This window comes from Corallococcus sp. AB011P, from assembly GCF_003611605.1.
Taxonomy (GTDB): Bacteria; Myxococcota; Myxococcia; order Myxococcales; family Myxococcaceae; genus Corallococcus; species Corallococcus coralloides.
This window is the reverse complement of the sequence record NZ_RAVX01000009.1, coordinates 160,500-175,216: the sequence shown is the minus strand read 5'-3', so window position 1 is coordinate 175,216 and position 14,717 is coordinate 160,500. Positions and strand designations below refer to the sequence as shown.

Annotated in this window: 9 protein-coding genes; 4 read left to right on the top strand and 5 right to left on the bottom strand. The window is 69.4% G+C overall.

Annotation, left to right across the window (positions count from 1 at the left end):
- Window positions 1-7: 7 nt before the first annotated feature.
- The 3 genes from D7X30_RS23340 to D7X30_RS23330 all read right to left on the bottom strand — a co-directional run bounded on the left by D7X30_RS23340 (window position 8) and on the right by D7X30_RS23330 (window position 2,403).
- Window positions 8-769 carry a hypothetical protein gene (locus D7X30_RS23340; protein ID WP_147443284.1) on the bottom strand — a complete coding sequence of 254 codons (762 nt, stop codon included), beginning with the start codon at window positions 767-769 and terminating at the stop codon, window positions 8-10.
- 81 nt (window positions 770-850) lie between these two features.
- Window positions 851-1,576, bottom strand: coding sequence for a hypothetical protein (locus tag D7X30_RS23335; RefSeq protein WP_233591733.1), 726 nt, complete (start codon window positions 1,574-1,576; stop codon window positions 851-853).
- An 86-nt stretch (window positions 1,577-1,662) separates the two neighbouring features.
- Window positions 1,663-2,403, bottom strand: coding sequence for an SDR family NAD(P)-dependent oxidoreductase (locus D7X30_RS23330; protein ID WP_120565144.1), 741 nt, complete (start codon window positions 2,401-2,403; stop codon window positions 1,663-1,665).
- 85 nt (window positions 2,404-2,488) lie between these two features.
- Between D7X30_RS23330 and D7X30_RS23325 the strand changes: the two genes are divergently transcribed.
- Window positions 2,489-2,884, top strand: a complete 396-nt coding sequence (locus D7X30_RS23325) for a helix-turn-helix domain-containing protein (RefSeq protein WP_120565143.1) — start codon at window positions 2,489-2,491, stop codon at window positions 2,882-2,884.
- Window positions 2,885-2,953: 69 nt separating this feature from the next.
- On the opposite strand, the gene D7X30_RS23320 is transcribed toward D7X30_RS23325, so the two are convergent.
- Complete coding sequence (locus D7X30_RS23320; protein WP_120565142.1) at window positions 2,954-7,309, bottom strand: carbohydrate binding domain-containing protein; 4,356 nt, start codon at window positions 7,307-7,309, stop codon at window positions 2,954-2,956.
- Window positions 7,310-7,488: 179 nt separating this feature from the next.
- Here D7X30_RS23320 and D7X30_RS23315 point away from each other — a divergent pair, with 179 nt between their 5' ends.
- The 3 genes from D7X30_RS23315 to D7X30_RS23305 all read left to right on the top strand — a co-directional run bounded on the left by D7X30_RS23315 (window position 7,489) and on the right by D7X30_RS23305 (window position 13,448).
- On the top strand, window positions 7,489-10,560 hold the full coding sequence (locus tag D7X30_RS23315; RefSeq protein ID WP_120565141.1) for an aminotransferase class I/II-fold pyridoxal phosphate-dependent enzyme: 3,072 nt from the start codon (window positions 7,489-7,491) through the stop codon (window positions 10,558-10,560).
- Between the two features lie 865 nt (window positions 10,561-11,425).
- Window positions 11,426-12,724, top strand: a complete 1,299-nt coding sequence (locus D7X30_RS23310; protein WP_120565140.1) for an acetamidase/formamidase family protein — start codon at window positions 11,426-11,428, stop codon at window positions 12,722-12,724.
- A 136-nt stretch (window positions 12,725-12,860) separates the two neighbouring features.
- Window positions 12,861-13,448, top strand: coding sequence for an SRPBCC family protein (locus D7X30_RS23305; protein ID WP_158619339.1), 588 nt, complete (start codon window positions 12,861-12,863; stop codon window positions 13,446-13,448).
- A gap of 10 nt (window positions 13,449-13,458) precedes the next feature.
- Here D7X30_RS23305 and D7X30_RS23300 read toward each other — a convergent pair whose 3' ends face one another.
- Window positions 13,459-14,679, bottom strand: coding sequence for a serine hydrolase (locus D7X30_RS23300; protein WP_120565138.1), 1,221 nt, complete (start codon window positions 14,677-14,679; stop codon window positions 13,459-13,461).
- Window positions 14,680-14,717 lie beyond the last annotated feature (38 nt).

The following is a 14,717-nucleotide window of genomic DNA, read 5'->3' as shown; positions in this document are numbered from 1 at the left end:
CCCGGGCTCACGGCGCCAGCAGCACGCGCCGCACATGCTCCCGGACGGTGTCCTCGGTGGACTCTGGAACCGAGGACAGGAATGCGCGCGCCGCGCCCAGGGCTTCCAGGAACGGCCCCGCCGCCGCCACCGCCTGCCGCTCGGCTTCGTCCGGAAGGTCGCGGGTGGCCTGCTCCGGCGTCCACACCGCGGCCTCGATCGCGAGCACGATGGCCCGGCCCGCGGCGACACACCGCTGGCGCTCGCGGATGAGCTCCATGCCGCCACCGGTTTCGTCCTCCGTGAGCGCCGCGGACTGGATGAGCTTGCGCAGCGCTTCCACGTGCGGCGCCAGAGGCGTCTGGGAATCTCCCAGCCAACGCCGCAGGGCCTTCAATGCGGCGTGAGGGCCTGAGGCGCGGGCGAAGTGGAACTGCCAGTGGCCATCCTCCGGCACGCCGTGCTCCCAGATGCCCAGGCAGGGCTCCGCCACCGCGAAGGCCGCGAGGACCAGGGGACGGTGGCCCCAGCGCGACAAGCCCTGGAGCCACGCCGACACGGAGCCCTCGTGCTTCGCGGTGAGGTAGGCCTCCAGGCTGTCCTCGCTCGGGGGCCGGGCGCGCTTGCGGTCCCGGGCCTCCGTGGTCATCCGCTGGAGGGTCTTGAACAGGGCTTCGTCCTCCACATTGAAGGGATCGGAGTAGCCCGTCGTCCGGGCCGCGGCGATGGCGAGCGCCTGCCCCACGCGGTAGTCGGGCATCTCCGCCAGCAGGTCCAGCAAGGCCTGCATGACCTGCTCCGGCATTCGTTCCTGGCTCTGCCTCTCCATCGCGCACGTCCTGTCAGTGGGAGGCTGTCGCGAGACCCTCCGTTACCCGGGCTCGCTGACGAAGGCCGCCCAGTCGTCTGACGGGACCGTGGCGCCCGACCCCTTCCGCCAGGCGGTGACCTGCGCCTTCCAGGCCGCGGCGCCGCCTCTCAGGGGGAACGCGCGCGTGACCGCGAGCCGATGAACTGGTTCGTGTTCTCGCAACAGGCTGCGATTGACCGCGTCGACTTCACCGGGCCTCGCGCGCAGGCGCACCTCCGCTGCGATCCGGGAGCCCTCACGGCGGAGCCGCGCCCGCTCGTCCTCTGGCACCAGTTCCTCGAAGATGCTCCAGAGTCCCAGCAGCGGTTGCACGCGGCCCTCCAGGAGCGCCGCGTGCAACCGGTCGTGTCCATCCACGACGAGCCACTTCCGCACCCGTGTGAGGTAGGGCAGCAGGACCGGCGGCAGCGTTCCATCTCGCGCATGCTTGCGCCACGCCTTCAACCGTCCGCCTGATTCAGGAAATGGCGCGCGGAGAGGGATGACTCCGCCGCTGCGCTCCTCGGGAGTGCCTGGCCCGGCCCAGGACCACTCCTCCGAACGGAAGAAAGGGAAGCGCAGGATCCCATCGGGCGCGCACGGTGGGACCGGCAGCTCTCCCGTGCCTTCGATGGGCCCGCCCAGCATCACGCGCAGCGGATAGGGCCGGGTGGCTTCGACATGGAGCAGGGGACGTCGCAGCCAGTGTCCCCACGAGGGGACGGTCAGCAGCAGCCCGGGGGCCACCCACGGGCATCCGCCAATCCGTGTCATCCGCCGTCACGGCGATTCGTGGCTGCCTCAGGCGTCCTCCTCGGCCTGACATCATCGTGTCACACCGCCATGACACCCCCATCCACGAAGAGCTCGACGCCCGCGACGAAGCTGCTCTCGTTCGACGCCAGGAACAGCACCGCGTTCGCGACGTCCTCCGCCTGGCCGAGCCGCCCGAGCGGCGTCATCTGTTTCAGCACGTCCTCCATCCCCGCGTTGTTCTGGAGATACGTCTGCATCGCGGGCGTTTCAATCACCCCCGGTGAAATCACGTTGACGCGGATGCCCAGGCTCTTCAGGTCGGTCGTCCAGGTACGCGCGAGCGCGCGAATCGCGGCCTTGGTCGCGTTGTAGACCGACAGACCGGGGAAGCCTTTGCTGCCGCTGGCCGAGCCGGCGAGGATGACCGTCCCTCCGGGGGGCATGAGGGGCAGCGCCTTCTGCACGCTGAAGACCATGCCCTTCACGTTCGCGCCGAACACGCGATCGAAGTGCTCCTCGTCGATCGCACCGAGCGCCACGGTTTCGGAGATTCCCGCATTGGCGAAAACGACATCGATCCTGCCGTGGTCGCGTTTGACGCGCTCGTAGAGCCGGTCGAGGTCGGAGAGATTGCCGACGTCCCCTTGGATGCCAACGGTGGCGCCACCGATTTCGTGGACCGCCTCGTCGAGCCTCTCCTGTCTGCGCCCGGTGATGTAGACCCTGGCCCCCTCCGCGGCGAAGGCCTTGGCGGTCGCGAGCCCGATGCCGTCACTTCCCCCGGTGACGACCACGACTTTGTCTTTGAAGCGCGTCATGTCGATTTCATCTCCTTCAAGAGTGGCTCATTGAAGGTATCCGTTGCATACCAGGTGGCAAGAGCGTACCTGGAGCATCCCAGGTATGCCGAGCGATACTGAAGACGATCCCATCTACCGGTCCGACTGCCCCACCCGCCCGATCCTCGATCAGATAGGCGACAAGTGGTCGATGATGGTCCTTGCCGTGCTCGTTCCCGGGCCGAGGCGGTTCAACGCCCTCAAGCGACAGCTCGAGGGAATCACCCAGCGCGTGCTGACGCAGACGCTGCGAAAGCTCGAACGCAACGGGATGGTCCGCCGCCGCGTCCTCGGCGGCTCTCCGCCGGGCGTCGAGTACGCGCTCACCCCGCTGGGCAGGTCGCTCCAGGAGCCGTTCGCGGCACTGTACGATTGGACCCTCGCGCACATCGACGCGATCCAGAAGCACCAGGAAGCCTACGACCGCGAGGCGGTGGCCAGCGCTCGCCGTTCAGACTGAGCCGGGGCCCTCCGCGATACCTCACGGCGGGCCCGGTCTCCAGGCCCGCCGCGAGGCCACTTCAACGGCTCAGCGCCAGGTGTCGTTCACGGTCGAGGTGCCCGTGGCCGGCGTCGTCAGGGTGCGGTTGGCGCCGCTCTCCCAGGTGACGTTGTTGGCGGCGTCCTTCTTGATGAACTTGTACTCAATCGCCGTGGAGCCCGGCAGTCCGACGGCCGCGCTCCACGTGGGGTAGTTGGCCGCGGACAGCAGGATGGCATTGGCCGGGCTCCAGCTCCCCAGCGCGGCGACGTTGCCCACCACGTACACGTTCTGTCCCATCACGGTGCTCGCCGTGACGTTGAACGTGACCGTGGCACCGCTGGTGGACGTGGTGACGGAGAGCGCGGAGGACTGCGCGGACGCGTTGCCCGCCGTGTCCCGAGCCCGCACGGTGTAGCTGTACGCCGTGCCCGCCGTCAGCCCCGTGTCCGTGTAGCTGGCCGTCGTGGGCGAACCCACCAGCGAACCATTGCGATACACGTCATAGCCCGCGATGCCGCTTGAGTCGGTGGAGGCCGTCCACGTCAGCGACACGGTGGTCGCCGTCTTCGACGCGGCCGTCAACCCCGCCGGCACCGAGGGCGCGGTGGTGTCCTGTGACGGCGCACCCGCGGAGATGGTTCCGGCGTTGAACGTGGAGGTGCCCGCGGGGAAGAAGTAGTTGAGCCCGCCGTTGTTGTCCCACGTGCCGCTGCCGTTGTTGAAGACGGCCTCCAACTGCGTGGCCGAGCCCAGGCTCACCGTGTACTTCGCGTAGCCCGAGACCTCCGCCGTCGCCATGGCCACGCCCGGCGAAGTCGTCCACGTGCCGCCCGCCGGACGGTAGTGGATGTATGGCGTTGCGTAGCCCTTCTTGTAATAGACGGTCGCCGTGTTGCCGGCGCTGGTGGTGACGGAGAGCGCGGTGCTCGCCGCGGACGTGTTGCCCGCGGCGTCGCGAGCCTTCACCGTGTAGCTATAGGCTGTGTTGGAGGACAGCCCGCTGTCCGTGTAGCTCGTGGACGTGGGCGTGCCCACCTGTGTGCCATTGCGGAACACGAGGTAGCCCGTCACGCCGACGTTGTCCGTGGACGCGGTCCAGCTCAGTGACACCGTCGTCGCGGACTTCGACGGAGACACCAGTCCCGTGGGCACCGACGGCGCAGAGGTGTCGCTCACCGGCGCGCCCGCCGTGATGACACCCGCGTTGAACGTGGAGGTGCCCGTGGGGAAGAGGTAGTTGCCGCCGTTGTTGTTGTCCCACGTCCCGCTGCCGTTGTTGAACACGGCCTCCAGTTGCTGCACGGAGCCCAGGTTCACCGTGTACTTCGCGTAGCCCGTCACCTCCGCGTCCGGCATCAGCGCTCCGGGCGCCGTCGTCCACGTGCCACCCGCGGGGCGGTAGTGGATGTACGGCGTGGCGAAGCCCTTCTTGTAATAGACCGTCGTCGTGTACCCCAGGCCGGTGGTGACGGAGAGCGCAGCGCTGGCCACGGAGGTATTCCCCGCCGCGTCACGAGCCTTCACGGTGTAGCTGTACGTCGTGCTCGAGGACAGCCCCGTGTCCGTGTACGTCGTCGCCGTGGGCGCGGCCACCTGCGTGCCATTGCGGAACACGAGATAGTCACTCACGCCATAGTTGTCCGTGGCGGCCGTCCAGCTCAGCACCACTGACGAACTGGTGACGCCTGATGCGGAGAGCCCCGAGGGCGCCGACGGCGCCGTGGTGTCCGGGGGCAGGGTGGTGACGGAGAGCGCGCTGCTCGCCGCGGAGGTGTTGCCCGCCGCGTCCCGCGCCCGCACGGTGTAACTGTACGCAGTGCTCGCCGTGAGCCCGCTGTCCGTGTAGCCCGTCGTGGAAGGCGAGCCCACCTGAGTGCCATTGCGGAACACCTGGTAGCCCGTCACGCCGATGTTGTCCGTGGCGGCCGTCCACGTCAGCGTCACGGAGCGGTCCGTGCGCGTCGCCGCGAGCCCCGTGGGCACGGACGGAGCGGTCGTGTCCACGCGGAGGAACGGGTAGGTGCCCGTCACCGAGCCATTGAGGTCCTCGATGTACTTGCCGCCCTCCAGCCGGTACTTCCCCGCGCCCACGTAGACGGATTGGATCTCGCTGCGCGTGACGTTGCCGCGCGAGTCGGTGGCCTCGATGTAGTAGTCGAGCAGTTGGTCGCGGTAGGCCCCGAGATACACGTAGTAGAGGTCACCAATCTCCTGGGCGGCCACCTTCTGCATCACCGGCAGGTGCGCCGGCTGCCACGCCACACCGTTCATCACCGGTCGCAGCTCGCGGCGCTGGAGCGGGTAATCCACCCAGGCGCCCACGCGCGACGGGTCGATGCCAGGCACGCCCGCGGCCTTCAGCGCCACCGGGTCGTAGACGCGAGGCGTGTTGTCCAACGGGTCGATGCTCTTCGCCGCGTGCACGCGCACGCGCGCCTTGATGCTGGTGATGCCGCTCACGTCGAATGCATAGGTGTACAGCGCGAAGTTGTTGTCGAAGTGGTGCAGCGTCCACCCTTCGGACTTGTCCGTGTTGGCGCTGCCCGGGTTGTACGGCCAGCGCTGCGGCCACCAGACGGACGGGCCCGTGCGGTCCTGCGCCAGCCGGTCCTGCACGTACGGCTTGGAGAAGTAGAGCGACTGGTTGAAGGACAGCGTGGGCTTCACGTTGTCGTCCACGTTCTCGTCGTAGTAGCCGAAGCCGGAGTCCATGGCCGGCAGGAGGAAGTACCAGGCCAGCTCCGCGGGGTTCGCGCCGCCCGCCCAGTCATTCGCCGCGTCGCCCTTCACGGGGAAGGACAGCATCCACGGGTTGAGCTGGTTGCCCGCGTGAGTCACCTGCGAGTCCAGCGCCGTGGTGGGCTTCCAGTGGTTGGGGTGCGCGTCCAGCCAGACCTGCTCGGCCGTCTTCGCGTAGTTCATCGCGGCCTGGAGCAGCGCGAAGTTGCGCTCCAGGTAATGCCAGCCGTGCTCCAGCGACACCGTCATCCCCTCCTGCACGCCGCTCAGGTTCGTCTTGGGCGCCAGGTTGAGACCGGTGGCGGAGTTGAAGGCGGGGAACTGCCCCTTCCAGATGCCGAAGGGCAGCCGCCAGTGGTGCCACTGCGGGTCGGACGAGGAGTCGCGCGTGTCCACCCACGAGCCGTCCTGCACGTGCACCACGTCCGTGGAGACGGGCGTGTTGTTGACCAGGTACTCGTCGATGCCCAGGCACTGCACACCGCCGGTGCAGGTGACAGCGCGGCCGTTGAGCCACGTGTCGAGCGACCCCGCGCGCCCGCCGGAGTTGTCGCCGTCATGCGCGAGCACGAAGAACTGCTTCTGGGACACGAGCCCCTCGAAGTTGCGCAGGCCCACCACGTCCACGGTGGCCTGGCCCTCCCAGCCCTCCAGCCAGGAGCCGTTCTGGTTGACGGGGATGCCCACGACGCGCGACTCGGCGCCCGTGGCCGGGTCCACGTAGCGCACCCAGTGCGGGGTGGAGGCGAAGGGGTACTTGTTGCGGATGACCTGCTGCTCGTGCGCCATGGACTCGCTCACCCAGGCGCCCACGGTGCTGGTGTTCTGGAGGTCCGCGCGGTTGGGCGGCGACACCAGCGTGTCGGAGCCCGGGTCGTTGAGGAACGGGTAGTCCTTCAGCGTGCGGGAGAAGTGGTTGTCACCGATGACGGACCACTTCACGCCCAGCTTCGCCAGCGTGGGGATGAGCCGCTCGCTGAAGCCCAGCTCCGTGGGGAAGAAGCCCTTGGAGGCCGTGAAGCCGCTGCCCAGGAAGTACGACTGGGACAGCGTGGCGCTCTGGTAGATGAGGTCCTTGAGGAAGTAGTCCTGCCCCACCAGCGGGCCCATGGAGTGGTGGCCCGTGAAGTGGATGAGGTCCAACGAGCGGTTGCCCGCGGGCGTGCGCAGGTTGGCGTAGCGGTCCCGCCAGGTGGCGCCCCAGTTGGCGTTGTCGTAGCCGGACACGTTGCGGCGGGTGACCAGGTCGTTGACGTTGTTCACCACCGCGCCGGACATGGTGACGTGAATCTGTCCCGTGGAGGCATTCGCCTTCATGTCCGCGGCCACGTCCGGCGGCCAGTATTGATACGCACCCACCTTCGCGTGGTGCGAGTAATACGTCACCAGGTCGTCGTGTGGCATGGGCGCGCCCGACGGCAGGAAATAGGTGTAGTTGGCCGGAGGTGACTGCTTTATCTGGATGACCTGTCCGTCATACGCGTAGCGGATGGGGCCGCCCACCGGCGTCGCGTTGTATTGGGTCAGGTCGTAGTACGCCCAGAAGTTGGGCATGTGATTGTGATACACGTGCGCGGCGGCGATTTGAGCCTTTGCCGGCTGCGCGTGTAACAGGATGACGGCGAACACCGCGAGCAAGGCCAGTTGCGGCTGTCTTTTCATGGGGCGTCCTCACCGGACGAGAGGGGCCGCCCGGTGCGCGCTGCTTACTGGCGTTTGACTCAAGATTTCCCATGTAAACTGGGAATGACAATCTGTAAATCGGTACTGCATCGCGTCAGGCATTCGCGGACAGGCTGTCGTTGACAGAGGAGAAGCGGGCCCGGACAGTCGGGCGCGCCATGGCCACCTATCCCGCGTCAGCCCGTGAAGCCTTTGTCCAATTGCGTACGCTTTCCGAAGCGCTGGCCCGGCCGGAGGAGCGTGCGCGGGCGTTGGCGGAGCTGCGCGAGCTGGCGGAGTTGTCGCGCGACCAGCCGGAGGGCGCGCCGCTGCGGCTGGCGTCGGTGGTGGTGGCGGTGGGCGCGTCCCAGGAGCGGCTGGAGCTGTTGATTCCGCCGTCCATCTTCGCGCCGGAGGCATGGGCGTTCACGTTCCTGGAGGGGCTCTTGAAGGTCCCGCTGGACGAGTACGCCGGCAAGCAGCTGGTGGAGGTGGGCTCCGGCTCCGGGTGGATCTGCATCGCGCTGGCGAAGTTCACGGGGCTCGCGCGCATCCGGGGGCTGGACCTGAACCCGCAGGCCCCGGCGGTGGGGCTGTGCAACGCGTGGCTCAACGGCGACGAAGCGCTGGTATCCCGGCTGTCCTTTGGCGAGAGCGACCTGCTGCTGGGCCTGCCACAGAAGCCGGAGTGGGACTTCATCGTCGGGTGCATCCCGCAGGTGCTGCGGAGCGACGACCTGCCCGCGGAGCTGGCGCAGGCGGATGAGCAGGCGCTGTTGGACCTGTCCAACTACACCTCGTTGCAGAACGTCTACGAGGACCACTTCGGCCTGGGGCTCATCGCGCGCCTTCTCAACGAGGCGCCGGAGCGGCTGCTGCCTGGGGGACGGCTGCTCTTGAACCTCGCGGGGCGTCCGGGCCGCGCCATCATCGCGCGGATGTTCACCCGGCGCGGTTTCACCACCCGCGTGCGAGTGGCCCGGCGGGTGATGCAGGCGGCGGACACGGACATCCGCCCGCTGGTGTCGCTGGAGCAGCGCACCGGGCGGGAGTTCGAGTTCTTCATGGAGGCCCACAGCCCGGAGCCCCTGCGCGCGGCGACGGCGCTGGGCTGGCTCCAGTCAGGCCACCCCATCTGGCACGAGGTGGCGGTGTGGGAGGCCCAGCTGTCGCTGCCCCGGGAGACGCTGTCCCTGCGCGCCGCGCTGCGCTCGCTGGGCATCGCGGCGCTCCAGGAGGAGTTGGACCTGGGGGCGGCGTCCGCGGAGCAGCTGGGCTTTGTCACGGCGCTCGCGGAGCGGCTGTCGCAGGCGCCCTTCCTGCCCTACGCGCACGAGGCCGGCGACGCGTCCTTCCGCAGGCTGGTGGCCCGCTACCTGGACCGCCACTTCGGCTTGAGGCTGTCGGAGGACTCGCTGTTCGTCGCGCCGGAGCGCGAGCAGGCCGTCTATTCCTTCCTGCTCGCCACCTGTGACCCCGGAGATACGGTGTTAGTGTCGCGCAGCCTGCACCCGCTCTACGCGCGTGCGCTGGACAAGGCGGGCGTGCGCGCCACCGTGACGCACAACACGCTGGGGGAGATCCGCCGCCTGCTGAGCGCCTTCGACGTGAAGGCCGTGCTGCTGACGGTGGAGCCGGGCGAGCGCACCAACCTGGCGGTGCTGCGCGACATCGTGGCGGAGGCCGCGCGGCGGGGCATCTGGGTGGTGCTGGACGAGAGCGCCTTCTTCAACATCACCGGCGACGTGGAGCCGCGCACCCTCTTCGAGTTCCTCGCGCGGACGCAGCACTCGCCCAACCTGGTCATCCTGTACGGCCTCATCAAGAACGCGGTGTGGCCAGATTTGGAGCTGACGCTGCTGCTGCCCGTGCCGGAGCCGCTGCGCGCGGACCTGGAGGTGGCGGCGGAGGTGACGTACTCGCGCATCAGCGTGCTGGCGGAGTGGTTCTACGAGCGCACCTTCTCGGAGCTGCTCGCCTTCCGCATGGCCTTCGCGGAGCCGGTGCCGCCCTCGCCGCACCGGGCGCCGGAGGTGCCGCTGCCGCGCTCGAACCGCATCGCGAGGCTGTCGGAGCTGCCCGCGTTCGCGCCCAAGTTCTTCCGTGAGGATGACCCGGAGCTCGTGCGCCTGGACTACGGCGAGAACGAGGGCCCCATGCCGCTGCCGTTGGTGGAGGGGCTCATCGCGGCGGGCGTCGCGCCGCGCGCGGACGGAGCGCAGACGGGGCTGGCGGAGGCCGTGGCGGCCTTCCTGCTGGAGACGCGAGGGGCCCGCTATGCCCCCGAGGACGTCGTGGTGGCGCCCGGCGTCTGGCCGCTCATGCACCACCTGGGCGTGGCGCTGCGCCAGCGGCTGGGCCGGATGCCACGCGTGTTCCTGGTGACGCCCTGTTACGGCGTGCTCGCGCCCACGTTCCTCGCGGCGGGGTGCGAGGTGGAGTCCGGCCCGCTGGGCACGCTGCTGTCACGCCGCGCGCGGGGGACGACGCCGGACGCGGTGGTGCTGTCGCAGCCGGCGAACCCCACGGGGCACTACCTGTCGCACGAGGAGTTGATGGCGCTGGCGACGTTCGTGGTGGAGCAGCGCTGTCTCTGGATCTCGGATGAAATCTTCGGCCTGGTGAACCTCACCAACCCCACGGCGGAGACGGTGCACAGCCCGGTGACGCTGGAGGGGGCGGTGCCCGGCATCAGCGCGCGGACGGTGCTGTTGGGCGGGCTGTCCAAGGAGTTCGCGGCCGGGGGGCTGCGCGTGGGCTGGGTGGCCACGAAGGACCGGGCGCTGGTAACGGCGCTGCGCGACAGCGCACCGGGCGTGCTGCATACGCCCACCGCGCGCGCGGCGGCATACCTGTACGCGGCCCATGCGCGCGGACCGGACGGACAGCTGCTCTATGCCGCCCGGCACAAGGCGCTGCGGAACTACCTGGCGAGGATGCGGCGCGACCTCGCGGAGAAGCGCGCGCTGTTGGCGGAGGCGCTGCCCGATGACGGCCGCGCTGAGGCCACGGAGGCGGGGGGCTTGTTCCTCGCGCCGCCGATGACGGCGTGGCTGGGGCGTTCAGTGGATGGGGTGAAGCTCACGCCGGACAACCTGCCGCGCGTCATCTACGAGCACACCCACGTGGTGCTCAACGGCGGTGCCTGGTGCGGCGACCCGGAGCGCGTGCGCGCGGTGTTCTCCATTCCCCGGGAGAAGCTGTTGAAGGCCCGCGACCGCTTGCGGACCTTCGGCCAGCGGCTGCGCTGACGGAACGGCGCGGCTTCAAGTGATGACCCAGGCGGCCGGGACGGAGCGGTCCAAACCTGTCCGACAGTCGGACAAGTTCCCGCCGCCTGGGCGAAGTGGGTGCTCCGGGCCGAGCAGTTCCAAACGTGTCCGACAGTCCGACAGGTTCTCGCCGCCGGGACAAAGTGGGCGCCGTCCGGCCCCAGCTCCAGGCCCGTCCGATAGTCCGACAGGTTCGCGCCGGCCGGGCAAAGCGGGAGCCTCCGGGCCGCGCAGTTCCAAACGTGTCCGACAGTCGGACAGGTTTCCATAACCCGGACGAAGCGGACGCCTCCCGGCGACGCCGGCCCAGACGTGTCCGACAGTCGGACAGGTTTCCGAGGCCCGAATGGAAACGGGCGCGTCCCGGCCGCGCCGGCCCAGACGTGTCCGACAGGTTTCTGCTGCCTGGACGAAGCGGCCTGGCCCTGCCGTGCAGTTCCGAACCTGTCCGACAGTCCGACAGGTTTCCGCCTCCCGGAAGCGGACGCCTTCCGGCCGCGCCGTTCCGAAGCTGTCCGACAGTCGGACAGGTTTCGGCCACCCGGACAAAACGGGCAGCTCCCGGCCGCGCCTTCCTGAACGTGTCCGACAGTCCGACAGGTTTCGGCCGCCTGGACGCGGCGGGCACCTCCCGGCTGTGCCTTTCAAACCTGTCCGACTGTCGGACAGGTTTTGGCTGTGCGCCGCCGGCAGGGGCGTCCCCGGAGCGTTCTCATGTTCTCAGCCCTTTGGATGGAGCTCATGCCCGAAGGCTGGGGCTGATGGAGGCCCGGGGGCTGCGAGCCCGGGGCCACCGGCTGAGGCGACGCGGACCCGGGACCGTTCCTCTACACTGCTCCGGCCCATGATCCGTTCCCTTGCCGTCCTCCTCTGCTGTCTGCCTGCCGGCGCGCTCGCGGCCTCCGAGTCCTGGCTCGTGACGACCGACCTGTGGGGCAACCCCGCCTACCAGTTCCTCACGTTGGAGCGCGACGGGAAGCGCCTCACCGGCGAGCTGGATGGGGACGCGCTGAAGGGGGAGCGCACGGGCAACGTCATCCACTTCGTCGTCACGGACTCGCGCCAGAAGACCTACGTCTTCGACGGCAAGGTGAGTGGTGAATCGCTGCGCGGCACCGCGGACTACCCGGACAGCAACAACCCGAAGACGCGGGCGTCCCATGCCTTCACGGGCCGGTTGCTTCCCTCTCGCCCCGCGGGCGGTCCGCGCGTGCATGACTTCACGCCCACCTCGTGGTCCAACGAGTTCACCGCGCACCGTGCGCCGGTGCTGACCGTCTGGCCGGGCGACACGGTGCGCACCTCGACGCTCGACTCTGGCGGCATGGACTCGAAGGGCGTCACCCGCGCTCTCTTCGGCAACCCGCAGACGGGCCCCTTCTTCATCGCCACCGCGAACCCGGGCGACACGCTGGCCATCCGCATCCGCCGCCTCAAGCTCAACCGCACGTTCGCGGACAGCCTGGATGGCATCGTGGGCCGCGCCCTCACGCCGGGGCTCGCCGCGAAGGCGACGGACCTGGGCAAGCCTGTTCGCTGGAAGCTCGACCCCGAGCGCGGCGTCGCGACCCCGGAGAACCCGACGGAGCGCCTGAAGGCCTTCACCGTGCCGCTGCGGCCCATGCTGGGCGGGCTGGCCGTGGCGCCCGGCTTCGGCTCCGCGCCCCTGTCCACCGGCGACACGGGCCGCTACGGCGGCAACATGGACTTCAACGAGGTCGTGGAGGGCAACACCGTCTACCTGCCCGTGGCGCAGCCCGGAGCGCTTCTGTACCTGGGCGACGCACACGCCGCGCAGGGCGATGGCGAGACGTCGCAGTATGCCCTGGAGACCTCCATGGACGTCGAGTTCACCGTGGACGTCCTGCACGGCAAGCCTCCGCCCTCCACGCCTCGCGTGGAGTCCCCCACGCACCTGATGACGCTGGGGCAGGGCGGTTCACTGGATGACGCCCTGCGCTCCGCGACGCAGGGGCTGACGCAGTGGCTGGAGCAGGACTACGGCCTCACCCTGTCGGAGAGCGCGCAGGTGCTGGGCAGCTCCGTGCAGTACGTCGTCGCGAACCTCGCCGGGCGCAGCGTGGGCGTCGCCGCGAAGCTGGACAAGGCGCGGCTGCAGGCCCTCCGCCCCTCCGTGAAGTGAGCTGTATTCCGGGGGGCCGAGGCCCCGGAAAATGGGGCGGAAAATGCCGTGTCGATTCCTCGGCCCCTCGTTCGACGTGGAGATGAACCCTCCCGGTCATCCGGGAGCACTTCTTCCATCGAACCGGGATCCTCCCATGGCCAGCAAGATCGCAATCGCCGTCCTCGTCCTCGTCGTCGCGCTGGGCGTCTTCGTCGCCACCCGCCCGGACCACTTCCGCATCGAGCGCAACGCGCACGTGGCCGCGCCCCCGGCCACCGTCTTCGCGCTGATCAACGACCTGCGCCGGTTCGACACGTGGAACCCGTTCCACTCCGAGCCCGCGCCTGGCGTGACCAATGTCTTCGACGGGCCCAACGAAGGACCGGGCGCCAGCTTCACCTACGGCGGCGGTGAGGCCGGGAATGGGCGCATGACCATCGTGGAGAGCCAGCCCGGCGCGCGCGTCGTCCTCAAGCTGGAGTTCTTCAAGCCGTTCGAAGCCACGAACCAGGCCACCTTCACGCTCACGCCGGAGAACGGCGGCACCCGCGTGAGCTGGGCGATGGAGGGCGAGAACACCCTGATGGGCAAGGCGATGTCGCTCGTCGTGAACATGGACACGATGCTCGGCAAGGAGTTCGAGCGGGGCCTCGCGAACCTGGATGCCGTCGCGCGAGGCGTCACCCCGGCTGCCAGCACGAGCGCCCAGGCCGACGCGGCGACGCCCGCCCCGGCGAACTGAGCGCAGCGCCTCAGTCCTCCAGCGCCCGGTAGGCGCCCTTGGAGAACGCCATGGCCAGGGCCTCGTCGTCGGGGCCCTGCGCCCGTCGCTGCGTCAGGAGGAGGGCGGTCAGGTCCTGCCGGGGGTCGATGAAGAACGTCGGGCCGTAGCCGCCGGCCCAGCCGTAGCGTCCGGCAGTGGGGGAGATGCCATCCGGCTTGGTGCACACGGCCCCGCCGAAGCCCCATCCGGATGCATCCCAGAAGCCCGGGAAGAAGGGCGAGGCGGCCTTCTGCTCCTCCGGAATCTGATCCGTCAGCAGCTCCTGGACGCTCGCGGAGGACAGCAGGCGGGTGTTCCCGGCCTGGCCTCCGCTGAGCAGCATCCGGCAGAAGGCGAGGAGATCATCCGCCGTGGACACGAGCCCTCCCTGGCCTCCTCCCGACAGGAACGCGGGAGGCCGTGACCAGTAGCTGTCCGCCGGTGTGTCCCACGCTTCCAGCCTCCCCGTGGCGTCGTCGAGCGCGTAGGCCGTCGTGAGCCGGTCCAGCTTCTCCGCGGGCACGGTGAACGCCGTGTCGTTCATGCCCAGCGGCACGAAGAGCCGCTCGCGCAGGAAGTCGTCGAAGCGCATGCCCGAGGCCCGCGCGACCAGCACGCCCAGGACCTCGTAGCCGGTGTGATAGAGCCACCGCTCTCCCGGCTGATGCATGAGCGGCAGCGTGCCCAGCCGCCGCATGAATTCGTCGGGCGGATCCGTGAGCGCGTGGAAGCCGGGCGACACCCGGGCCTCGCTCATGGCCCGCTGGATGGGGTGCGTGCCGGGTGGCGCCATCACCGCGCCCAACCCCCAGCGCAACGTGAGCAGGTCCCGCACGGTGATGGCGCGCTTCGCGGGAACGGTGTCATCGAGCGGGCCGCCGGGAGTGCGCAGGACGCGGCGGTTCGCCAACTCCGGCAGCCACGGGTCGACGGCGCCGTCGAGCGGGAGCTTCCCGTCCTCCACGAGCATCAGCGTGGCCACCGCCGTGATGGGCTTGGCCATGGACGCGAGCCGGAAGAGGCTGTCCCGCCGCATGGGCGGACCGGAAGGCGTAAGGCCCTGCGTGCCCAGCACGTCGACGTGCACGGTGTCTCCGCGCGCGACCAGGGCGACGACGCCGGGCAGGTCACCGCGCTCGACGTGGCCGCGCAGGGCGGATGTCACGTCGGCGAGCCGTGGCGGGGACAGCGCGGAGGAGCGTTGGATCATGGCCTTGAGTTTAAGCCCGCGACGCCGGCCGCAAGTCC

What these genes read in the sequence shown, in the direction of transcription:
- D7X30_RS23315 (WP_120565141.1), top strand. Translation starts at nt 7,489, where the DNA reads ATGGCCACCTATCCCGCGTCAGCCCGTGAAGCCTTTGTCCAATTGCGT.
- D7X30_RS23300 (WP_120565138.1), bottom strand. Translation starts at nt 14,679, where the DNA reads ATGATCCAACGCTCCTCCGCGCTGTCCCCGCCACGGCTCGCCGACGTG.
- D7X30_RS23310 (WP_120565140.1), top strand. Translation starts at nt 11,426, where the DNA reads ATGATCCGTTCCCTTGCCGTCCTCCTCTGCTGTCTGCCTGCCGGCGCG.
- D7X30_RS23320 (WP_120565142.1), bottom strand. Translation starts at nt 7,309, where the DNA reads ATGAAAAGACAGCCGCAACTGGCCTTGCTCGCGGTGTTCGCCGTCATC.
- D7X30_RS23330 (WP_120565144.1), bottom strand. Translation starts at nt 2,403, where the DNA reads ATGACGCGCTTCAAAGACAAAGTCGTGGTCGTCACCGGGGGAAGTGAC.
- D7X30_RS23325 (WP_120565143.1), top strand. Translation starts at nt 2,489, where the DNA reads ATGCCGAGCGATACTGAAGACGATCCCATCTACCGGTCCGACTGCCCC.
- D7X30_RS23340 (WP_147443284.1), bottom strand. Translation starts at nt 769, where the DNA reads ATGCAGGCCTTGCTGGACCTGCTGGCGGAGATGCCCGACTACCGCGTG.
- D7X30_RS23305 (WP_158619339.1), top strand. Translation starts at nt 12,861, where the DNA reads ATGGCCAGCAAGATCGCAATCGCCGTCCTCGTCCTCGTCGTCGCGCTG.